A 22,603-nucleotide genomic window follows, 5' to 3' on the forward strand; every position below is an offset into this window, starting at 1 on the left:
ACATGAATTCAGATATTAAAGAGGTATTAGTCTCGGAAGAAGAGATTAATGAAACTATTCAACGTTTGGGTAAACAGTTAACGAAAGAATATCAAGGAAAGAATCCTTTGTTTGTTTGTATTTTACGTGGAGCCGCTATGTTCATGATGGACCTCGTTAAGAGTTTAGATTTTAAAATGGAATACGACTTTATGGATGTTTCTAGTTATGGTGGTGAAAATACCGTTACAACTGGGGATGTTCGTATCATTAAAGATTTAGATACATCTGTACGTGATCGCGATGTGGTAATAGTTGAGGATATTATCGATACTGGATACACATTAGATCGTTTAGTAGAACTATTTGAATCACGTCATGCTAAATCAATTAAATTGGTTTCATTCTTGGATAAACCGGCTCGTAGAATCAAGCATGTTAAGGTTGATTATATCGGAGTAGAGATTCCTGATGAGTTTGTAGTTGGTTATGGAATGGATTATGATGAACATTATCGTAATTTACCTTATGTTGGTGTATTAAAACCAGAGGTATATAGTACAAAATAATTAAGATAGAGTTACAATTATTATTGTGTTACTGTTCACCAATGTTACAATATGTAACGTCTAAGTAATTTAGGAGGAAATGTATGAAAAATAATCGAAATAGGTTAATCAATAATAGCCTGTTTTACATCTTGCTCTTTGTTGTTTTGGTTCTGGCAGCAAGTTGGTTTGCTGGTGGTCAATCCTCAGATCAATCTAAAACACTAAGCCAAGACCAATTCATCACACAATTGAAGCAAGGCAAAGTGAAGAGTTTCAAACTAGAGCCTATCGGAGGAGCTTATCAAGTAACTGGTGAATACAAGAAAGCTCAAAAGGCTAATACAACACGTTCCGTGTCACTATTCAGTCGTGCTCAATCTAGTGGTTCTAGTGAAGTAACTTCATTTAGTTCAACTGTTTTGCCTAACAATGATACGTTAAAGAGAATTAATAACGCCGCTATGGCGAAGGGAGTTAAGACTACTGCTGCTCCTAAGTCACAATCCGGTCAATGGATCTCCTTGATATTGACGGTCGTTGTTCCATTTGCATTGTTCTTCTTTGTAATCTTTGCAATGATGGGTCGTGGAGGCCAAGGTGGTGGCGCAAACCGTGTCATGAACTTTGGTAAATCCAAGGTCAAACCAGAGGATCCTAAGAAAAATAAAGTTAGATTCTCTGACGTTGCTGGTGCTGAAGAAGAAAAACAAGAACTTGTTGAAGTTGTTGAATTCTTAAAAGATCCAAGGAAGTTTGTTTCTTTGGGTGCCAGAATACCGGCAGGTGTTTTGCTAGAGGGTCCTCCCGGGACTGGTAAAACTTTACTAGCTAAGGCTGTTGCTGGTGAAGCTAAAGTTCCTTTCTATTCAATTTCTGGTTCAGATTTCGTTGAAATGTTTGTTGGTGTCGGTGCTTCACGTGTTCGTGATTTGTTCGAGAATGCTAAAAAAGATGCCCCATCAATTATCTTTATTGATGAAATTGATGCCGTTGGTCGTCAACGTGGTTCAGGTACCGGTGGCGGTAACGACGAACGTGAACAAACACTTAATCAATTATTGATTGAGATGGATGGATTTACTGGTAATGAAGGTGTTATCGTTATGGCCGCTACTAACCGTTCCGATGTCCTTGATCCAGCGTTGTTACGTCCCGGTCGTTTTGACCGTAAGATTTTGGTTGGTCGCCCTGATGTTAAGGGTCGTGAGGCCATTCTTAAAGTTCATGCTAGAAATAAACCATTTACAGATGATGTTGATTTGAAAGCTATTGCACAACAAACACCAGGTTTTGCTGGTGCTGATCTAGAAAACTTACTTAACGAAGCTGCCTTAGTTGCTGCTCGTCGTGGCAAGCAAAAGATTGATCCAAGTGATCTTGATGAAGCTGAAGATCGTGTTATTGCTGGTCCAGCTAAGAGAAATCATGTTGTTCCTGAACAAGAACGTCACACTGTGGCCTACCATGAAGCAGGACATGCTTTGATTGGTTTGGTTTTGAGTGATTCTCGTGTTGTTAGAAAGGTTACTATCGTTCCTCGTGGACGTGCCGGCGGTTACGCTATCATGTTACCTAAGGATGATCAAAACCTTGCTACTAAGAAGGAATTAAACGAACAAATTACTGGTTTACTTGGTGGACGTACTGCCGAAGAAATCATTGTCGGTCAACCTTCATCAGGTGCTTCAAATGACTTTGAACAAGCAACACAAATTGCTCGTACAATGGTTACTGAATACGGTATGACAGATCGTTTAGGTACGGTTCAACTTGAAAAGAATGGTCAACCATTTAGTGGTGGTAATTATCGTCAATTACCTTCTTATTCAGAAGATACTGCTAAAGCAATTGATCAAGAAGTTAAACGTATTATTGATGAAGATCACGAACGTGCTAGAGAAATTCTTGAAACACATCGTGAACAACATAAGATTATTGCCGAAGCTCTATTGAAGTATGAAACACTTGATGAAAAGGAAATCTTGAGCTTGTATAACACAGGTAAAATGCCTGCTAATGATGCTAACCAAGAATTCCCAAGTGAAAGTGCTGCTACCTTTGAAGAATCAAAGAAGGCTGTTGAAGCTAAGGATGCTGAAAAGCAAAAAACTGAGGGTTCAACTACTGAAACAGATAAGTCAGATGACAATATTGATGAAGCTGTTTATCCTTCAGAAAAAGACGAAACTAAGTCAGATGATACGAATAATTCTACTGGAACTACACCATCATCTACTGAAACTAAGTCTGATAATGATAATGATTCAACAGATTCTACTGCCAATAGTGACAAAGATAATAACAATAATGATAATCAATAAAAAAGAGCGACTCGTATGAGTCGCTTTTTTGAACGGAGAAAATTATGACTGATACTTTAACTAAATCAGTTTCTAAAGACGGAAAGTTTAGGGTTTATGTTGTTAACGCCACCCAAACTATTCAGGAAGCACAAAAAAGACATGACACTTGGAGAAATTCCAGTGCTGCATTGGGTAGAACAATGATTGGTTCTATTTTAGTCGCTACTTCAACTCTTAAAGAAGATGAAGTTCTAACAACTAGAATTCAAGGCGGTGGCCCAGTTGGAGCTATTGTGGTTGATGCTGATGCTCAGGGAAATACCAAAGGTTATATTACTAATCCACACGTAAGTCTAAAGGCTCGTGAAGATGGTCATATTGATGTTCAAGCTGCAGTCGGTAATAAAGGAACTTTGAGTATTACCAAAGATCTACATATGAAGAAGCCATTCACTGGTGAAGTGCCATTGGTTTCTGGTGAAATCGGTATGGATTTTGCTTATTATATGGCTAAATCAGAACAAATTCCTTCAGCTATTGGTGTTTCAGTATTTGTGGAACCCAATGAAAAAGTTGGTGCTGCAGGTGGTTTCTTAGTTCAAACTCTGCCAGGAGCTACTGACACAGATATTTCTAAAATTGAAGCAAATTTGAAGGTTGTTCCTAATTTATCAACTTTGCTCAATGAAGGCCTAAGTAATAATGAAATCTTAGATAAAATTATGAATGGTGTTGAGATGAAGGTCTTGGATGAAATGCCTGTTCAATTCCAATGTGACTGTTCTAAAGAACGTTTCTCTAAATCACTAGCTACTTTATCTACTGCCAATCTACAAGCTATGGTTGATGAAGATCACGGTGCTGAGGCAGTCTGCAAATTCTGCGGTAATAAGTATCAATTTAGCGAAGCCGAATTGAAGAAAATTATTGCGACTAAAGATTAATCATGTTTGCCATATGAATAGAAAATTTGTTATTATTGCAAGTTGTAGTTAATAATTTGAGGTAAAAAGTATGGAATGGAAAATAGGCAATGTAACGATTCCTAACCAAATTGTGGTTGCTCCAATGGCTGGAATAACCAATTCAGCTTTTCGAGTTACAGCAAGGGAATTTGGAGCCGGTCTAACTGTTTGTGAAATGATCAGTGATCAAGGCATTAAATATCGAAATGAAAAGACACTGGGTATGATGTTCGTTGATCCTAAAGAACATCCTGTCAGTATTCAGATTTTCGGTGGTAGTGTTGATTCATTAGTTCAAGCAGCTAAATTTGTTGACGATAATACTAGTGCTGATATTATCGATATCAACATGGGGTGCCCAGTTAAAAAGGTTACCAAGACAGGTGCAGGTTCTTGTTGGTTAAGAGATCCAGATCATCTTTATGAGGCTGTGAAGGCTGTTAGTTCAGCTATCAGTAAACCTCTAACGGTGAAGATGAGAACTGGTTGGGATGACGATCATATTTTAGCAGTTGAAAATGCTCTAGCAGCACAAGAGGGCGGAGCTTCCGCAATTGCTATGCATGGTCGTACAAAATCTCAGATGTACATGGGACATGCCAATTGGGATATCTTACATGAAGTGGCACAAAGTGTTTCCATTCCATTTATGGGTAATGGTGATATCAAGACTCCTCAAGATGCTAAGACAATGATCGAAGAAGTGGGTGCGGATGCTGCCATGGTAGGTCGAGCCGTACTTGGTAATTTATGGAGATTAAATGCGATGAACCATTATCTAGAAACTGGAGAATTATTGCCAGAACCAAGCGTTCCAGAAAAAATTAATATAGCTAAACTTCAACTCCAACGTCTGGTAGACTTAAAAGGTGAGCATGTTGGTGTTCCAGAATTTCGTCAACAGGCAGCATATTATCTAAAGGGGATTCCCCATGCAGTAAGAACACGTGCTAAAGTAGTGGAAGAAGATTCCATGCAGGAAGTGTTCGATACATTAGATCAATTTGTTGAAAGTTACGAGAAGAGAGAAGCGAGATCTTCAAGAATTTCGTAGACAGGGGGAAAAATTTTGAGTAACGAAAATAAGAAAAAGCAACCAACGAAAGAAGAAATAAAAAAGAGTAGAGTCATGAATGATCAACTAAGGGTCAGACGTGAAAAACTACAAGAACTTTATGATGAAGGTGTTGATCCATTCGGTTCAAGATTTGAAAGAACTGCATTGGCTCAAGAGATTCATGACAAGTATGGTGATGAAGATAAGGAAGTTCTTGAAGAACAGGACTTACCAGTTGTTATTGCCGGTCGTATGATGTCAAAACGTGGTAAAGGTAAAGTTGGTTTTGCTGATATCCGTGATAGAAGTGGCAGAATTCAAATTTATGTTCGTAAAGATGTCGTTGGTGAAGAGAACTACCATATCTTCAAACGTGCCGATATTGGTGATCATTTAGGTATTCATGGTGAAATCATGAAAACGGACATGGGTGAATTGACTGTTAAAGCTACTCACGTAACAATGTTATCTAAGTCATTACGTCCATTACCTGATAAGTTCCATGGTTTGACAAATGTTGAACAAATTTATCGTCAAAGATATTTGGATCTAATTGCTAACCAAGATAGTTTTGAACGTTTCAAGAAACGCACTAAGATTATTTCAGCTGTTCGTGAATACTTAGATGGTGAAGGCTTCATGTCAGTTGAAACTCCTGTCCTAAATACACAAGCCGGTGGTGCTAGTGCTAGACCATTCATCACACATCACAATGCTTTGGATATGCAAATGTATCTCCGTATTGCTCTTGAATTGCCACTTAAGAGATTAATTGTTGGTGGCTTCGAACGAGTTTATGAAATCGGACGTGCTTTCCGTAATGAAGGTTTGGATACACAACACAACCCTGAATATACTTCACTAGAAACATATGCTGCATATTGGGATATGACAGATGTCATGAAAGAAGTCGAAGGACTCTTTAGACATGCTGCTCAAAAAGCTAATGGTACACAACAAGTTACTTATCAAGGTGAAGAAATCGATTTGAGCAAACCATTCAAGCGTATCAAGATGGTTGATGCAATCAAAGAACAAACAGGAATTGATTTCAGCCAAGATATGGATCTTGAACAAGCTCGTAAATTAGCTGATGAAAAAGGTGTTAAGTACGAAGACTTCTGGGGCGTTGGTCATATCATTGCTGAATTCTTTGAAGAATTCGTTGAAGACACTTTAAAGGAACCTACATTCGTTTACGAATATCCTTTGGAAGTTTCACCACTTGCTAAGAAGAGCAAAGAAAATCCTAACTTCACAGACCGTTTCGAAGTTTACATCTTAGGTCATGAATTCGGTAATGCCTTTACTGAACTAAATGATCCTATTGATCAAAAAGAACGTTTTGAAGCACAAGCTGCCGAACGTGAAAAGGGTAATGATGAAGCCGAACATATTGATAACGACTTCGTTGAAGCTATGGAATATGGTATGCCACCAACAGGTGGGCTAGGAATCGGTATCGATAGACTAGTAATGTTGCTAACAGATGCACCATCAATTCGTGATGTTATCTTGTTCCCAACAATGAGACCAGAAGACAATAGCGAAGAATAGAGAGCAAAGCAGGTCTGGGAATTTCTGAGAATTTGCCTAAGTATTGGAAGAAATTGGCCCGCGTAGCTCGGTTCTACTATTAAACATAGAAGAATTAGAATATCTATTAATTAAAAATACCAGTGTAACAACTTCGAAAGGGGTTGCCACATTGGTATTTTTTATTGATATTATTGTTTATAAAGAAACGACATATTTTGACATCTCCGATATATAAAATAAACATAAGTAAGAAATATGTTTTAAAGAAGACGAGATTCTGCTACTTATTAAAATATTAGTTTCTAGTCGTCCACTGAATAAAAGGGAACTATCTCATTTGACAGAAAAAAGTTGAATTTGAATATACCGATCATGAACGGCTGAAAAAAGCTGAAATTAAACACGGATATATTGGGTTATATCAAGGATAAATTTTCAAACTGTCGCGTAATTAAACGATTTGATAAGCCTAATAATTTTTTTTAAAAGTTTTCGTTGACAATTTTTGTGGTCAATAGGTATAATAATATAGTTGTTTCGAACGAGGAACACTATGGAGGATTAGCTCAGCTGGGAGAGCATCTGCCTTACAAGCAGGAGGTCACAGGTTCGAACCCTGTATCCTCCATTAAGCAAAGTGCTTAGTGGAAATCATTTAGTTTTTTGCGGGTGTGGCGGAATTGGCAGACGCGCTAGATTTAGGTTCTAGTGTCCAGTGGACATGAAGGTTCAAGTCCTTTCACCCGTATTAATAATTGGCCTTGCAAAAGGATCGGTTATTGTGTATTATGTTAGATGTCGTTTGGCATAATGCCGACTTAGCTCAGTTGGCAGAGCATCTGTCTTGTAAACAGGGGGTCGGAGGTTCGAATCCTCTAGTCGGCATAGTCATAATGCGGAAGTAGTTCAGTGGTAGAACATCACCTTGCCATGGTGGGGGTCGCGGGTTCGAATCCCGTCTTCCGCTTAGAGAGGTTTCGGGAAATAGCTCAGCTTGGTAGAGCGTCACGTTCGGGGCGTGAAGGCCGCAAGTTCGAATCTTGTTTTCCCGATTCCATGATAAGTTTAAAAGGGTAATTAATTCTGAAAATGAATTGATTACCTTTTTTCGTTCTCTAAAGATTTTTTTGAAGTCAGGAATCAATTATAAATCTCGTGAATGTGTTAGGATTCTATTGGAGGCAAAATCTGAAGAATCATTAACTTTTTTATATTTTGCAAGATGAAATAATTGCTTTTTTTTGAAACATAATTATACTTTCTAAACAGACACTTAAAAAGTAGAGGTAACATTAATGGACAAAGTATTTACCGAAAGCGCCAAGAATGCACTAGTTTTAGCTCAAGAACAAGCCAAGACATTTCATCATAATGCTGTTGGTACAGAACATATTCTACTTGGGTTAGTAATGGAAAATGATGGTATTGCCGGTATTACTTTGAGAGATCTAGCTGTAAGTGATCGAGATGTTGAAGAGGAGATTGAACATCTGACAGGTTATGGGGATGTCTCATCTAATACTGCTAAAGGAATTTATTTACCATACTCTCCTAAAGGACAAATGATTTTAAGCAATGCGGAAGAAGATTCCAACTTATATAAAGCTAACCGTATTGGTACAGAACATATTTTATTGGCAATTCTTGATGACGCCGATAACTTGGCTAACCGTATTTTGGTTAATTTGGGATTGAGCTTAGCTAAGACTAAGTCTTTGCTATTAAGCAAAATGGGTATGTCAAACAAGGCTGCACGTCGTGGTTTTGCTGCAAATTTAAATAAACAAAAGAATCAACAATCGCAAGGTGGAACTCCAACGTTGGATTCCTTAGCTCGTGATTTGACAAAATTAGCTCGTGATAATCAAATTGACCCTGTTATTGGTCGTAAAAAAGAAGTTGACCGAACTATTCAAATCTTGAGTCGTCGTACTAAGAACAATCCTGTTCTAGTCGGTGAGCCCGGTGTTGGTAAAACTGCAATTGCTGAAGGTTTAGCTATTGCTATTATAAAAAAAGAAGTTCCATTAGATATGCAAAACAAACGTATCATGATGTTAGATATGGGTTCATTAGTAGCTGGTACTAAATATCGTGGTGAGTTTGAAGATCGTTTAAAGAAAATTATCAAAGAAATTTATGAAGATAAACACGTCATTCTCTTTATTGATGAATTGCACACATTAATCGGAGCTGGTGGTGCTGAAGGTGCAATTGATGCATCTAATATTTTGAAACCTGCCTTAGCTCGTGGTGAGTTGCAATTGATTGGTGCAACAACATCTAATGAGTATCAAAAGTACATTGAAAAGGATACAGCTTTGGAGCGTCGTTTTGCCAAAGTCTATGTTGAAGAACCTAGTGCCGAAGATTCTGTTAAGATTTTGACAGGACTTCGCCCAAGATATGAACAACATCACGGCTTAACAATTTCTGATGAAGCCGTTGAAGCAGCGGTTCGTCTTTCTACACGTTACTTAACTAACCGTTTCTTGCCAGATAAGGCTATCGATTTGATGGATGAAGCTTCAGCTAAAGTTAGAATTCATAATGTGTCTAAAAATAACAAACTTGAAGAGTTAACTAATCAAGCTTTGAAGTTGATGGATGACAAGAACAACGCTATTTTGGATCAAGACTTTGAAAAAGCTGCTAAGATTCGTGAACAAGAACAAACTGTCCAAGCTGAAATTGCTAAGCTAAATGATAAGAAGTCAGCACAAAAGAAACCTGTTGTAACAGCGGATGATATTGCGGAGATCATTGCTGAGTGGACTGGAGTTCCGGTTAAGCAAATTACTCGTAAAGAGAGTGAAAAGTTACTTAATCTTGAAAAAGAGCTTCATAAACGTGTTATTGGTCAAAATGATGCCATTAATGCTGTTTCACGTGCAATTCGTCGTGCTAGAAGTGGTATGAAGGACCCTAATCGTCCAATTGGTTCATTTATGTTCTTAGGACCTACCGGTGTCGGTAAGACTGAATTGGCTAAATCAATCGCTGAAGTAATGTTTGGTTCTGAAGATAATCTAATTCGTGTAGATATGTCAGAATATATGGAACAATATAGTACATCTAAGTTGATTGGTTCAGCTCCTGGATATGTCGGCTTTGATGATGGTGGTCAATTGACAGAGAAGGTAAGAAATGAACCTTATTCAGTTGTTCTACTTGATGAAGTTGAAAAGGCTCATCCAGATGTCTTCAATATCTTATTGCAAGTTCTTGATGATGGTATCTTAACTGATGCTAAGGGTCGTAAAGTTGATTTCCGAAATACTATTATTATTATGACTTCTAACCTTGGAGCTAGATCATTGGAAGATGACAAGTCAGTCGGCTTTGGTGCTAAAGATGTTCACGATGACTTTAAGGAAATGCAAGAACGTATCAATACAGAATTGAAACGCTTCTTCCGTCCTGAATTCTTGAACCGTATTGATGAAACAATTGTCTTTAAAGCTCTTGATAAAGAACAACTCAAGGGTATTGCTAAGATCATGAGTAATAACTTGAGAAAACGTCTTGCTGAAAGAGAGATCAAATTGGTTATCACACCAACAGCTTATAGCGATTTAGTAAAAGATGGCTATAATCCTGAATATGGTGCTCGTCCAATGAGAAGAACTATTCAAAGAGAAATTGAAGATCCGGTCAGTGAACAATTACTTATGGGTAACGTTAAAGCTGGCGATTCAATTAAAGTTGGTTCTAAAAAGGGCAAGTTAACGGTAACGGTTGATAATCCTAATAGTAAGGAAACAGTCTCCAATCAAAAATAATTGACTTGACTATTGACAAAAATAGTGTATAAGTGTATTATTTCTCTTTGAGATTCATAGTTCAAATTGCAGGCCGCGATCTATTGTCCGTGGTTATGCTAAATAAAAAAACACAAAAATAGATTTTCGTTTCTATTTTTGGTTTTTTTTTGCCTTAAAACAGGTTTTAAAACCGTTTTCAGGTAAATTGTAATCAAATTGTAATATTTGAGGTCTGGATTTGAACAAAATATATGTTGAGGTGAAAAATTTGACTTATCATAACGTTAATTATGGTGCACACCGTGTTCGTCGTAGTTATGCAAAGATCAAGGAAGTACTTCCACTGCCAAATTTGATTGACATCCAAACAAACTCTTATAAATGGTTCTTAGATGAAGGACTAAAAGATATGTTTGACGATATTATGCCAATTGATGACTTTGCTGGAAACCTTTCTTTGGAATACGTCGGTTACAAGTTACTAGAACCAAAATATACTGTTGAAGAAGCTAGAGCACATGACGCTAACTTCTCAGCACCATTACATGTAACATTGAAATTGACTAATCATGAAACTGGCGAAATCAAGACACAAGATGTTTTCTTTGGTGATTTCCCAATCATGACTGATGAAGGAACTTTCATCATCAACGGTGCTGAACGTGTTATTGTTTCTCAATTAGTACGTTCACCTGGTATTTACTATAATCAAGACACAGATAAAAATGGTCGTGAGAACTATGGTACAACTGTTATTCCTAACCGTGGTGCATGGTTGGAATTTGAAACAGATGCTAAAGGTCTTGGCTATGTAAGAATTGATAGAACTAGAAAATTACCTATTTCTGAACTAGTTAGAGCACTTGGCTTTGGTAGTGATTCAGAAATTCTTGATATTTTTGGTGAAAACGATACTTTAAATCTAACACTTGAAAAAGATGTTCATAAAGATACAAGTGATTCACGTGTTGAAGAAGCCTTGAAAGATATTTATGAAAGACTCCGTCCTGGTGAACCAAAGACTGCAGATAGTTCTCGTTCATTACTATATGCTAGATTCTTTGACCCACGTAGATATGACTTAGCTCCTGTTGGTCGTTATAAGATCAATAAGAAGTTAAATCTTAAGACAAGACTTTTGAACAAGACTTTGGCTGAAACATTAGCTGATCCTGATACAGGTGAGGTTGTTTTAGCTAAGGATACTTTAATTGACCGCGATGCTATGAACAAGTTGAGTCCATATCTTGAAAGAGATGATTTCAAGACAGTTACATTGACTCCTTCTGATGAAGGTGTTCTAACAGACCCAATTACTGTTCAAATCATTAAAGTTTATTCAGAAGCTGATAATGAAAAAGTTGTTAATATTATTGGTAACGGTCATATTCCAGAAGAAAACCGTACAATTACACCAGCTGATATTTTAGCCGGTATTAACTACTTCCTAAACTTGAAGGAAAACATCGGTACAACAGATGATATTGATCACTTGGGTAACCGTCGTATTCGTTCAGTTGGTGAATTGCTACAAAACCAATTCCGTATTGGTCTATCACGTATGGAGCGTGTTGTACGTGAAAGAATGTCAATTCAAGATTCAGCTACTGTTACACCTCAACAATTGATTAATATCAGACCAGTTGTTGCTTCAATTAAGGAATTCTTTGGTTCATCACAATTGTCACAATTCATGGACCAAACTAATCCACTTGGAGAACTAGAACATAAGCGTCGTCTATCAGCCCTTGGACCTGGTGGTTTAACTCGTGATCGTGCCGGATATGAAGTTCGTGATGTTCACTATACTCACTATGGTCGTATGTGTCCTATCGAAACACCAGAAGGTCCTAATATCGGACTTATTAATAACTTGGCTTCATACGCTATTATTAATAAATATGGTTTCATTGAAACACCATATCGTCGTGTTTCATGGGATACTCACAAAGTAACTGATAAGATCGATTACTTAACTGCTGACGAAGAAGATAACTACGTTGTTGCTCAAGCTAATACACCATTGGAAGATGATGGTTCATTTACTGACAACACAATCTTGGCTCGTCACAAAGATGACAACATTGAAACTACTCCAGAGAAAGTCGATTATATGGACGTTTCTCCTAAGCAAGTAGTTTCTGTAGCTACTGCATGTATTCCTTTCTTGGAAAATGATGATTCGAACCGTGCCTTGATGGGTGCCAATATGCAACGTCAAGCTGTTCCTTTGATCAATCCACATGCACCACTTGTTGGTACTGGTATGGAATATATTGCTGCTCATGATTCTGGTGCTGCTCTATTAGCCGATCATGATGGTGTTGTTGAATATGTTGATGCTAAGAAAGTTACTATCAAACGTGACGAAGACGGCACAACAGATACTTATAAGGTAACTAAATTCCGTCGTTCAAATAATGGTAAGAGTTACAACCAAAGACCTATTGTCCACAAGGATGAAAAGATCAAGAAGGGTGATATCATTGCCGATGGTCCTGCTATGGAAAATGGTGAATTAGCCCTTGGTCAAAACCCACTTATTGCCTTTATGACATGGAATATGTATAACTACGAAGATGCTATCGTACTTTCAGAAAAACTAGTACGTGAAGATGCATATACTTCAATTCATATTGAAGAGTATGAATCAGAAGCACGTGATACAAAGCTTGGACCTGAAGAAATCACACGTGAAATTCCTAACGTTGGTGAAGATTCACTTAAGGATCTTGACGAATTCGGTATTATCCGTGTTGGTGCTGAAGTTCGTGATGGCGATATCTTAGTTGGTAAAGTTACACCTAAGGGTGTTACAGAATTATCAGCCGAAGAAAGATTGCTACATGCTATCTTTGGTGAAAAGGCTCGTGAAGTCCGTGATACTTCACTTCGTGTACCACATGGTGGTGGCGGAATTATCCAAGATGTCAAAGTCTTCACTCGTGAAGCCGGAGACGAACTTGATCCTGGTGTTAACATGTTAGTTCGTGTTTACATTGCTCAAAAGCGTAAGATTCAAGTTGGTGATAAGATGTCTGGTCGTCATGGTAACAAAGGTACTGTTTCAATTGTTGTACCAGAAGAAGACATGCCTTACATGCCAGATGGTACTCCAGTAGATATCTTATTGAACCCAATGGGTGTTCCATCACGTATGAATATCGGACAAGTTCTTGATCTTCATTTAGGTATGGCTGCTAGAAAACTTGGTATCCACGTTTCAACACCTGTTTTTGATGGTGTAAGTAATGATGAACTTTGGGACATTGTTAAAGAAGCTGATATGGATACAGATGGTAAGTCAATTCTTTATGATGGACGTACTGGTGAACCATTCAAGAACCGTGTATCAGTTGGTGTCATGTACTACTTGAAACTAGCTCACATGGTTGATGATAAACTTCATGCTCGTTCAATCGGACCATACTCACTAGTTACTCAACAACCACTTGGTGGTAAAGCACAATTTGGTGGTCAGAGATTTGGTGAAATGGAAGTTTGGGCCCTTGAAGCTTATGGTGCCGCATATACACTTCAAGAAATCTTGACATACAAATCAGATGATATTGTTGGTCGTGTAAAGACTTATGAAGCTATCGTTAAGGGTGAAAGTATTCCTAAACCTGGTGTTCCTGAATCATTCCGTGTTCTTGTCAAAGAACTACAAGCTCTTGGATTGGACATGAAAGTTCTAGACGCACATAAGAAAGAAATTGAACTTAGAGATATGGATGATGACGAAGACACAGTTAGTGTTGATGCCTTATCTAAATTCGCTAAACAACAAGAACAAAAACGTGCTGAAGAAGAAGCTAAAAAGCTTGAAGCATCAAAGGATTCAACTGAAACTAGTACAAAGTCAGAAAACTAGTTAAAACTGTAGGGAGGTTACCTTTTGATAGACGTTAATAAATTCGATAGTATGCAAATTGGTTTAGCATCTCCTGATAAGATTCGTAGTTGGTCTTATGGAGAAGTTAAGAAACCAGAAACTATTAACTACCGTACTTTAAAACCAGAAAAAGATGGTCTATTCGATGAAAGAATCTTTGGACCAACTAAAGACTGGGAATGTGCCTGTGGTAAGTACAAACGTATCCGCTATAAGGGTATTGTTTGTGACCGCTGTGGTGTTGAAGTTACTCGTTCAAAAGTTCGTCGTGAACGTATGGCTCATATTGAACTAGCAGCTCCTGTATCACATATTTGGTACTTTAAGGGTATCCCATCACGTATGGGACTCGTATTGGACATGAGTCCAAGAAACTTGGAAGAAGTAATCTACTTTGCATCATATGTAGTTATTGATCCCGGTGAAACAGATCTAGAAAAGAAACAATTATTGACTGAAACAGAATATCGTAAGAAGCGTGAAGAATTTGGTAATAAATTCGTCGCTGAAATGGGTGCCGAAGGTATCCGTGATCTTCTAAGACAAGTTGATATGGATTCTGAAGTTAAAGAGTTGCGTGAAACATTGAAGACTGCTCAAGGTCAAAAACGTACACGTGCTATCAGACGTTTGGATATTTTAAGTGCCTTCCAAAAATCAGGTAACAAACCTGAATGGATGGTAATGGAAGCAATTCCTGTTATCCCACCTGATCTTCGTCCTATGGTTCAACTAGAAGGTGGCCGTTTCGCCACTTCTGACTTGAACGATTTATACCGTCGTGTTATCAACCGTAACAACCGTTTGAAGAGATTGTTAGATCTACATGCTCCTAACATCATTGTTCAAAATGAAAAACGTATGTTGCAAGAAGCTGTTGATGCCTTGATCGATAATGGTCGTCGTGGCCGTCCTGTTACAGGACCTGGTAACCGTCCATTGAAGTCACTATCACATATGCTTAAAGGTAAGCAAGGACGTTTCCGTCAAAACTTACTTGGTAAACGTGTTGACTACTCAGGCCGTTCAGTTATCGATGTTGGACCTACATTGAAGTTCTATCAATGTGGATTGCCTCGTGAAATGGCTTTGGAATTGTTCAAACCATTTGTTATGCATGAACTTGTTAAGCGTGAAATTGCTTCTAACGTCAAGAATGCTAGAAGAAAGATTGATCGCCAAGATGATGACATTTGGGATGTACTAGAAGACGTTATCAAAGAACGTCCAGTATTACTTAACCGTGCCCCTACACTTCATAGACTCGGTATTCAAGCTTTTGAACCTGTATTGGTTGATGGTAAGTCAATTCGTTTGCATCCACTAGCTTGTGAAGCTTACAATGCCGATTTTGATGGTGATCAGATGGCTATCCATGTGCCACTATCAGATGAAGCTCAAGCTGAAGCACGTATGTTGATGCTTGCTGCCCATCATATTCTTGCTCCTAAAGATGGTAAGCCTATTGTTACACCTTCACAGGATGTTGTTTTAGGTAACTACTATCTAACAATTGAAACAAGACATATGACTGGTGAAGGTAAGATCTTCAAGGATTCTAACGAAGTTCAAACAGCCTTGCTAAATGGTGATGTTCATTACCATACAAGAATTGGTATTGCTGTTGATTCAATGCCTAACAAACCATTCAAGGATGATCAAAGAGATAAAGTTATGATTACTAGTGTTGGTAAAGTAATCTTTAACGAAATTCTTCCAGAAGATTTCCCATACTTGAATGAACCAACTGATGACAATTTGAAGAACGGTGTTCCTGACAAGTACTTCTTAGGCAAGGGTGAAGATATTCATCAACGTCTTGATGAAATGGATCTAGTAGATCCACTTAAGAGTGGTTATCTATCAGATATTATTGCTCAAATCTTTAAAGTATATCGTGTTCAAAGAACATCATCACTTCTTGATGATATGAAAGAATTAGGTTACACAATTTGTACATTATCTGGATTAACAGTTGGTGTTACAGACGTTCCTAATCTAACTCAAAAGCCTGAAATCGTTGAAAAAGCTCACAAACAAGTTGCTTCAATTTCTAAGCAATTCCGTCGTGGTCTTATTACTGACAACGAACGACATGATCGTGTTATTAGTGTTTGGAACGATACAAAGGATGAAATTCAACAATTGTTGATCGATTCATTTGATCCTACAAACCCTATCTCAATGATGTCTGATTCCGGTGCCCGTGGTAACATTTCAAACTTTACACAGCTAGCTGGTATGCGTGGACTTATGGCCGCCCCTAATGGTGGTATGATGGAAATCCCTGTTATTTCTAACTTCCGTGAAGGACTATCAGTCATGGAAATGTTCATGTCAACCCATGGTGCTCGTAAAGGTATGACCGATACAGCCTTGAAGACTGCTAACTCAGGTTACTTAACACGTCGTTTGGTTGATGTTGCTCAAGATGTTATTGTTCGTGAAGAAGATTGTGGTACTGACCGTGGACTTGTTGTAAGTTCAATTATGGAAGGTACAGATATGATCGAACCATTGTATGACAGACTTGTTGGTCGTTATACACAAAAGACAGTTAAAGATCCTAAGACAGGCGAAGTTATCGTACCTCGTGGTGTCATGATGGATGAAACAATGGCTCAAAAGGTCGTTGATGCTGGTGTTACACACGTTACAATTCGTTCAGCATTCACATGTGATACAAAACATGGTGTATGTAAGAAGTGTTACGGTCGTAACCTTGCTACTGGTGAAGAAGTTGAAATTGGTGAAGCAGTTGGTACTGTTGCTGCTCAATCAATCGGTGAACCAGGTACACAATTAACTATGCGTAACTTCCATACCGGTGGTGTTGCTGGTGGTGACGATATTACTCAAGGACTTCCTCGTGTTCAAGAAATTGTTGAAGCTAGAAATCCTAAAGGTCTTGCCGTTATTTCAGAAGTTGATGGTACAATTACAGCCATTGATGAAAACCCAGCAGAACACACTAAGGAAATTACTGTTCAAGGTGATATTGATACTAGAACATATAGTGTTCCTTATACATCAAGTGTTGCGGTTGCCGAAGGTGATCACGTTAAACGTGGTGGTAAGTTAACACAAGGTTCAATTGATCCTAAGGAATTGATCAAAGTTACAAACGTTCTACATACAGAAAACTACTTACTTGCTGAAGTTCAAAAAGTTTACCGTATGCAGGGTGTTGATATCTCTGATAAGCACTTTGAGGTTATGGTTAGACAAATGCTTAGAAAGATCCGTATCCTTGATCCTGGTGATACAGATGTATTGCCTGGTCAATTGATGGATATTTCTCAATTTACTGACCATAACCGTGAAACATTGTTCAATGGTGGTATTCCAGCTACTGGACGTCCAGTACTTCTTGGTATTACTAAGGCTTCTCTTGAAACAAACAGTTTCTTGTCAGCCGCTTCCTTCCAGGAAACAACAAGAGTTCTTACTGATGCATCAATTCGTGGTAAGAATGATCCACTTCTTGGACTTAAGGAAAATGTTATTATTGGTAAACTTATTCCTGCCGGTACTGGTATGGCTAAGTACAACCATATGGAACCAAAGAAGACTGGCCCTATGGCAGATAACTCTTTGAATGGTGCCTACACAATTTCTGACATCGAAGCTCAAATGAAAGCTGAAGATGCAGCTAAATCAGAAAAATAGTAATAAATGAAAAAGACGGCCGGTAAGGTCGTCTTTTTTTGTATAATGATATTATTGATAGAAATTTTGGGAGGGTATGTATTTTGCAAAAACAGGAATTATCTTATGAAGATAGCAAGTTTACTTTAGATACCTATTGGTTAGACCCTATTTCCGATTTTGACGAACCGGTCGATCAACCATTAGCAATTATTTGTCCAGGTGGTGCGTTTAAATTTCATTCTGATCGTGAAGCACAACCAATTGCTATGAAATTTAATGCGGCAGGAATACACGCTTTAGTTTTACATTACCAATTGATTGAGGATGGTAAAGCTGTTTATCCTTTGGCATTACAAGAGATGGCGACGACCTTGAATTGGTTGAAGACACAAAGTGAGAGTCACCATATTGATTTGAGCAAAGTTTTATTGGTTGGTTTTTCTGCTGGTGGACATGTAGTAGCTAACTTTAATTCAATTATGTTAAATCCAGATGAGCGTAAAAAGATTTTTACAGACGACTTAGAAGTAGAACCAGCTGCTAATATTTTAGGTTACTCGGTTATCGATATGACTCTTGGTTGGCCTAAGGATGAAGAGTGGTCAATGAAGATCAGCTCAGATATCTATTACTGGCAAGCCCAAGAACATCTAACTAAACATGGTAAACCAACATTTATTTGGCAAACAGTGACTGATGATACAGTTCCAGTTATGAATTCAATTATTTATGCACAAAAGATGGATCTCCTAGGGATTCCTTATGAAATGCATCTCTTTGGTTCAGGTGGACACGGTTTATCACTTTCAACATATGTGACAAAGCATCCAGATGGTGGAGATTACAATGTTTACGATGCCAAATGGTGGGAATTGTGTGTGAACTGGATGAAACTTCAAAAAATTTTACCTAAATTTTAATTATAAAGATCAGATAGATTATGCCTGTTGAAATGGTGAGATAGGGAACAAATCTATATGATCTTTTTTTATTGAAAAGAAATTGGATAATACATAATAGGCAAGCAAGAATAGTTATTTTTAAAACGTTGCTTAGATCAAAAATTAGAGCTAATAGTGCTAGAACCTCTATGTCACCCAAACCAATTAAGGCATGGTTGTTTAAAAGTAATAAAGCTAAGTAGATAATAATAGCTGTTAGAAAATGAATTATAGAAAAATACCAAATGACAGTTGGTAAAGCTAGTAAATAGAAGATGGGATAGATATATCCATAAAAGGCATCACTGAATCCTAGAATAATTAGCATTAGAAACAATGGTAGATAATTTAGAGTGCCAAAATGTACTGTTAAGAGAAGAAAAATACCACCACTGAATTCTTGAAGTGGGTTAAAAAAATCAATTTGATTTTTACAGCTAGAGCATTTACCATGAACTATGAGATAGCCTATTATAGGAATGATTTCATACCACTGTAAAATTCTATGACAGTAATCGCACCTGGAACGTCTGGTATAGTTGATGTTTGGATAATCTTGTGCAATTACTTTTAGAAAGGAGATAATGCAAGCTCCTAAGATAAAGACAGTTACTTGAAAAAAAAGTTCCATTTTAATCACCTCGTTTTAAATTACGGGAAAATTATGGATAACTTTTAGGAGATTACGTTGACATGGCTTTTTATAGATGGTATTCTAGTAGACGTGCTTTTATTGGCAGCAATATTAGTTTGTTTATTTAAATATAAGCTCAGAACGTACGCCACTAACGTGGTTTATTATTTTACAAAATTATGAACCACCTGGATGTGTGTACTTAAATTTTTAGGAGGAACTTTGAATGCCTACAATTAATCAATTAGTTCGCAAAGGCCGTAAGTCAACAGTATCTAAATCAGATGCTCCTGCATTGAACTTTGGCTACAATAGTATGAAGAAAGTTGCTACAAAGAACCCAGCTCCACAAAAACGTGGTGTTGCAACTCGTGTCGGAACAATGACACCTAAGAAACCTAACTCAGCTTTACGTAAGTATGCCCGTGTTAGATTATCAAACCTTATTGAAGTAACAGCATATATCCCTGGTATTGGCCACAACCTGCAAGAGCATAGTGTTGTCCTTGTCCGTGGTGGACGTGTAAAGGATCTACCTGGTGTTCGTTATCACGTTGTTCGTGGTGCCTTAGATACAGCCGGTGTTGATGGACGTATGCAAAGCCGTTCAAAATATGGTGCTAAGAAGCCTAAGAAATAACAATAAATAATCATTCTTAATGAAATAATGTAATAACGGAGGAATTTTTTATGCGTAAAGGTAGAGCTCCAAAACGTGATGTTTTGCCAGATCCAATGTACAACTCAAAGCTAGTAACTCGTTTGATTAACCACTTGATGTATGATGGTAAAAGAGGTACTGCTTCAACAATTTTATATCGTGCATTCGATATTATTAAAGATAAGACAGGTAACGAACCATTGGACGTGTTTGAAGAAGCAATGAACAATGTTATGCCTGTACTTGAAGTTAAGGCTCGCCGTATCGGTGGTTCTAACTATCAAATTCCTATCGAAGTTCGTCCAGATCGTCGTACAACTCTTGGACTTCGTTGGATCACAAGCTATGCTCGTCTACGTGGTGAACACACAATGGACGAACGTCTAGCAAATGAAATCATGGATGCAGCAAACAATACTGGTGCTGCTGTTAAGAAACGTGAAGATACACATAAGATGGCCGATGCTAACCGTGCATTCGCTCACTATCGCTGGTAGGATCTAGTTACATAAACTAGTTAATTTGAGAGGAGAAACAATTATTCATGGCTAATAAACGTGAATTTCCACTAGAAGATACCCGTAACATTGGTATCATGGCCCACATCGATGCTGGTAAAACTACAACTACTGAACGTATCTTGTACTATACTGGTAAGATCCATAAAATTGGTGAAACACATGATGGTGCTTCACAAATGGACTGGATGGCTCAAGAACAAGAACGTGGTATTACTATCACATCAGCTGCTACAACTGCTGAATGGAAGAACAATCGTATCAATATTATTGATACTCCAGGACACGTTGACTTCACAATCGAAGTTGAACGTTCACTCCGTGTTCTAGATGGTGCTATTACAGTTCTTGATGCTCAATCTGGTGTTGAACCACAAACAGAAAATGTTTGGCGTCAAGCCTCAACATATGGTGTTCCAAGAATTGTTTTTGTTAACAAGATGGATAAAATCGGTGCTAACTTTGACTACTCTGTAGAAACATTGCATGAAAGACTAGATGCTAACGCACATGCTATTCAAATGCCTATTGGTGCCGAAGACAAATTCGAAGGTGTTATCGACTTGATCGAAATGAAAGCCGACCTTTATGACGAAGATGAATTAGGTACAAAATGGGATACAGTTGATGTTCCTGAAGAATATCGTGCTGAAGCTGAAAAGAGACGTGCTGAATTAGTTGAATCAGTTGCTGATGTTGATGATGACATTATGGAGAAGTATCTTGAAGGTGAAGAAATCAGTAATGATGAACTTCGCTCAGCTATCCGTAAAGCAACAATCAACTTGAAGTACTTCCCAGTTCTTGCAGGTTCTGCCTTCAAGAACAAGGGTGTTCAAATGTTGATGGATGCCGTTGTTGACTATCTACCATCACCACTTGATGTACGTCCTTACAAGGCTACAAATCCTAAGGATGATTCAGAAGTTGAACTTATGGCTGATGACAGCAAACCATTTGCTGGTTTAGCATTTAAGATTGCTACTGACCCATTCGTTGGTCGTTTGACATACATTCGTGTATACAGAGGTTCTCTAGAATCTGGTTCTTATGTCTTGAACTCAACAAAAGACAAACGTGAACGTGTTGGTCGTTTGCTACAAATGCATTCTAACCACCGTAAAGAAATCCCAGAAGTATTCTCAGGTGATATCGCTGCTGTTATCGGTTTGAAGAATACTACAACTGGTGATTCTCTAACTGATCCTTCAGATCCATTGATTCTTGAATCATTGGATATTCCAGATCCAGTTATCCAAGTTTCTATCGAACCTAACTCAAAGGAAGATAGAGATAAGATGGATATTGCTATCCAAAAACTATCTGAAGAAGATCCTACATTCCAAGCTGAAACAAACCCTGAAACTGGTGAAACATTGATCGCCGGAATGGGTGAATTACACTTGGATATCATGGTTGACCGTATGAAACGTGAATTTAACGTTGCATGTAAGGTTGGTGAACCTCAAGTTGCTTACCGTGAAACATTTACACAACAAACAAGTGCTCAAGGTAAGTTCGTTCGTCAATCTGGTGGTAAAGGTCAATATGGTGATGTTTGGGTTGAATTCACACCTAATGAAGAAGGTAAAGGCTTCGAATTCGAAGATGCTATCGTCGGTGGTGTTGTTCCTCGTGAATACATCCCTTCAGTAGAACAAGGATTGAAAGAAGCTATGGAGAACGGTGTTCTTGCCGGTTATCCATTGATTGATGTTAAAGCTAAGTTGTATGATGGTTCATACCACGAAGTCGATTCATCAGAAGCTGCCTTCAAGATTGCCGCTTCAATGGCTCTACGTAATGCATCTAAGACTGCTGGTGCTGTAATTCTTGAACCTATTATGAAGGTTGAAATTGTTACACCAGAATCATACTTAGGTGATGTTATGGGACAAGTTACTGCTCGTCGTGGACGCGTTGAAGGAATGGAAGCACGTGGTAATGCACAACTTATCAATGCCTTTGTTCCACTTGCAGAAATGTTTGGTTACGCTACAACACTTCGTTCAGCAACACAAGGTCGTGGTACATTTACAATGACAATGGATCACTACGAAAAGGTTCCTAAGTCTATTCAAGCTGATATTATCAAGAAGAATGGCGGAAACCCTGACGCTGACTAATAATTAGTGAATAAAAATA

Annotated in this window: 13 protein-coding genes and 5 tRNA genes; 17 read left to right on the plus strand and 1 reads right to left on the minus strand. The window is 38.0% G+C overall.

Features of this window, described 5'->3' with window-relative positions; translation table 11 throughout:
- The first annotated feature begins 2 nt into the window (after nucleotides 1–2).
- The 14 genes from hpt (at nucleotide 3) to FD33_RS09930 (ending at nucleotide 18,624) form a co-directional block, all read left to right on the plus strand.
- Entirely contained in the window at nucleotides 3–548 is a 546-nt protein-coding gene (gene hpt / locus FD33_RS09865) for a hypoxanthine phosphoribosyltransferase (RefSeq protein WP_025084399.1), read from the plus strand.
- Nucleotides 549–631: 83 nt separating this feature from the next.
- Entirely contained in the window at nucleotides 632–2,851 is a 2,220-nt protein-coding gene (gene ftsH, locus FD33_RS09870) for an ATP-dependent zinc metalloprotease FtsH (RefSeq protein WP_056955945.1), read from the plus strand.
- A gap of 44 nt (nucleotides 2,852–2,895) precedes the next feature.
- Complete coding sequence (hslO, locus tag FD33_RS09875) at nucleotides 2,896–3,777, plus strand: Hsp33 family molecular chaperone HslO (protein ID WP_025084400.1); 882 nt, start codon at nucleotides 2,896–2,898, stop codon at nucleotides 3,775–3,777.
- A gap of 70 nt (nucleotides 3,778–3,847) precedes the next feature.
- Nucleotides 3,848–4,852, plus strand: a complete 1,005-nt coding sequence (dusB, locus tag FD33_RS09880; RefSeq protein ID WP_025084401.1) for a tRNA dihydrouridine synthase DusB — start codon at nucleotides 3,848–3,850, stop codon at nucleotides 4,850–4,852.
- 75 nt (nucleotides 4,853–4,927) lie between these two features.
- On the plus strand, nucleotides 4,928–6,412 hold the full coding sequence (lysS, locus tag FD33_RS09885; RefSeq protein ID WP_034543778.1) for a lysine--tRNA ligase: 1,485 nt from the start codon (nucleotides 4,928–4,930) through the stop codon (nucleotides 6,410–6,412).
- Nucleotides 6,413–6,949: 537 nt separating this feature from the next.
- Nucleotides 6,950–7,022, plus strand: a tRNA-Val gene (locus FD33_RS09890).
- Between the two features lie 37 nt (nucleotides 7,023–7,059).
- Nucleotides 7,060–7,142: transfer RNA gene (locus FD33_RS09895), tRNA-Leu, on the plus strand.
- Nucleotides 7,143–7,206: 64 nt separating this feature from the next.
- A tRNA-Thr gene (locus tag FD33_RS09900) sits at nucleotides 7,207–7,279 on the plus strand.
- Nucleotides 7,280–7,289: 10 nt separating this feature from the next.
- Nucleotides 7,290–7,361, plus strand: a tRNA-Gly gene (locus tag FD33_RS09905).
- Nucleotides 7,362–7,372: 11 nt separating this feature from the next.
- A tRNA-Pro gene (locus FD33_RS09910) sits at nucleotides 7,373–7,446 on the plus strand.
- A gap of 243 nt (nucleotides 7,447–7,689) precedes the next feature.
- Nucleotides 7,690–10,176: an ATP-dependent Clp protease ATP-binding subunit gene (locus tag FD33_RS09915; protein WP_056955946.1), complete on the plus strand. Its 2,487-nt coding sequence runs from the start codon at nucleotides 7,690–7,692 to the stop codon at nucleotides 10,174–10,176.
- A 250-nt stretch (nucleotides 10,177–10,426) separates the two neighbouring features.
- Nucleotides 10,427–14,032 carry a DNA-directed RNA polymerase subunit beta gene (rpoB, locus tag FD33_RS09920; protein ID WP_056955947.1) on the plus strand — a complete coding sequence of 1,202 codons (3,606 nt, stop codon included), beginning with the start codon at nucleotides 10,427–10,429 and terminating at the stop codon, nucleotides 14,030–14,032.
- A 24-nt stretch (nucleotides 14,033–14,056) separates the two neighbouring features.
- Nucleotides 14,057–17,722, plus strand: coding sequence for a DNA-directed RNA polymerase subunit beta' (rpoC, locus tag FD33_RS09925; RefSeq protein ID WP_056955948.1), 3,666 nt, complete (start codon nucleotides 14,057–14,059; stop codon nucleotides 17,720–17,722).
- Between the two features lie 83 nt (nucleotides 17,723–17,805).
- Complete coding sequence (locus FD33_RS09930) at nucleotides 17,806–18,624, plus strand: alpha/beta hydrolase (RefSeq protein ID WP_051564080.1); 819 nt, start codon at nucleotides 17,806–17,808, stop codon at nucleotides 18,622–18,624.
- Here FD33_RS09930 and FD33_RS09935 read toward each other — a convergent pair.
- Nucleotides 18,614–19,276 carry a prepilin peptidase gene (locus FD33_RS09935; RefSeq protein ID WP_025084404.1) on the minus strand — a complete coding sequence of 221 codons (663 nt, stop codon included), beginning with the start codon at nucleotides 19,274–19,276 and terminating at the stop codon, nucleotides 18,614–18,616. The two genes, FD33_RS09930 and FD33_RS09935, sit on opposite strands and share 11 nt — an antisense overlap.
- Before the next feature lie 229 nt (nucleotides 19,277–19,505).
- Here FD33_RS09935 and rpsL point away from each other — a divergent pair, with 229 nt between their 5' ends.
- The 3 genes from rpsL to fusA are packed head-to-tail and all read left to right on the plus strand — an operon-like array spanning nucleotide 19,506 to nucleotide 22,584.
- A complete protein-coding gene (gene rpsL / locus FD33_RS09940) occupies nucleotides 19,506–19,919 on the plus strand; it encodes a 30S ribosomal protein S12 (protein WP_025084405.1) in 414 nt (137 codons plus the stop codon).
- 50 nt (nucleotides 19,920–19,969) lie between these two features.
- On the plus strand, nucleotides 19,970–20,437 hold the full coding sequence (gene rpsG / locus FD33_RS09945; protein ID WP_010018510.1) for a 30S ribosomal protein S7: 468 nt from the start codon (nucleotides 19,970–19,972) through the stop codon (nucleotides 20,435–20,437).
- Between the two features lie 47 nt (nucleotides 20,438–20,484).
- Nucleotides 20,485–22,584 (plus strand): elongation factor G, encoded by a 2,100-nt coding sequence (gene fusA / locus FD33_RS09950; protein ID WP_025084406.1) that lies wholly within the window; start codon nucleotides 20,485–20,487, stop codon nucleotides 22,582–22,584.
- The last annotated feature ends 19 nt before the right edge of the window (nucleotides 22,585–22,603 follow it).

The sequence above is a fragment of the Companilactobacillus paralimentarius DSM 13238 = JCM 10415 genome, assembly GCF_001434985.1.
In the GTDB taxonomy this organism is placed as follows: Bacteria; Bacillota; Bacilli; order Lactobacillales; family Lactobacillaceae; genus Companilactobacillus; species Companilactobacillus paralimentarius.

What these genes read in the sequence shown, in the direction of transcription:
- dusB (WP_025084401.1), top strand. Translation starts at nt 3,848, where the DNA reads ATGGAATGGAAAATAGGCAATGTAACGATTCCTAACCAAATTGTGGTT.
- lysS (WP_034543778.1), top strand. Translation starts at nt 4,928, where the DNA reads ATGAATGATCAACTAAGGGTCAGACGTGAAAAACTACAAGAACTTTAT.
- rpsG (WP_010018510.1), top strand. Translation starts at nt 19,970, where the DNA reads ATGCGTAAAGGTAGAGCTCCAAAACGTGATGTTTTGCCAGATCCAATG.
- hpt (WP_025084399.1), top strand. Translation starts at nt 3, where the DNA reads ATGAATTCAGATATTAAAGAGGTATTAGTCTCGGAAGAAGAGATTAAT.
- FD33_RS09935 (WP_025084404.1), bottom strand. Translation starts at nt 19,276, where the DNA reads ATGGAACTTTTTTTTCAAGTAACTGTCTTTATCTTAGGAGCTTGCATT.
- hslO (WP_025084400.1), top strand. Translation starts at nt 2,896, where the DNA reads ATGACTGATACTTTAACTAAATCAGTTTCTAAAGACGGAAAGTTTAGG.
- ftsH (WP_056955945.1), top strand. Translation starts at nt 632, where the DNA reads ATGAAAAATAATCGAAATAGGTTAATCAATAATAGCCTGTTTTACATC.
- fusA (WP_025084406.1), top strand. Translation starts at nt 20,485, where the DNA reads ATGGCTAATAAACGTGAATTTCCACTAGAAGATACCCGTAACATTGGT.
- rpsL (WP_025084405.1), top strand. Translation starts at nt 19,506, where the DNA reads ATGCCTACAATTAATCAATTAGTTCGCAAAGGCCGTAAGTCAACAGTA.
- FD33_RS09915 (WP_056955946.1), top strand. Translation starts at nt 7,690, where the DNA reads ATGGACAAAGTATTTACCGAAAGCGCCAAGAATGCACTAGTTTTAGCT.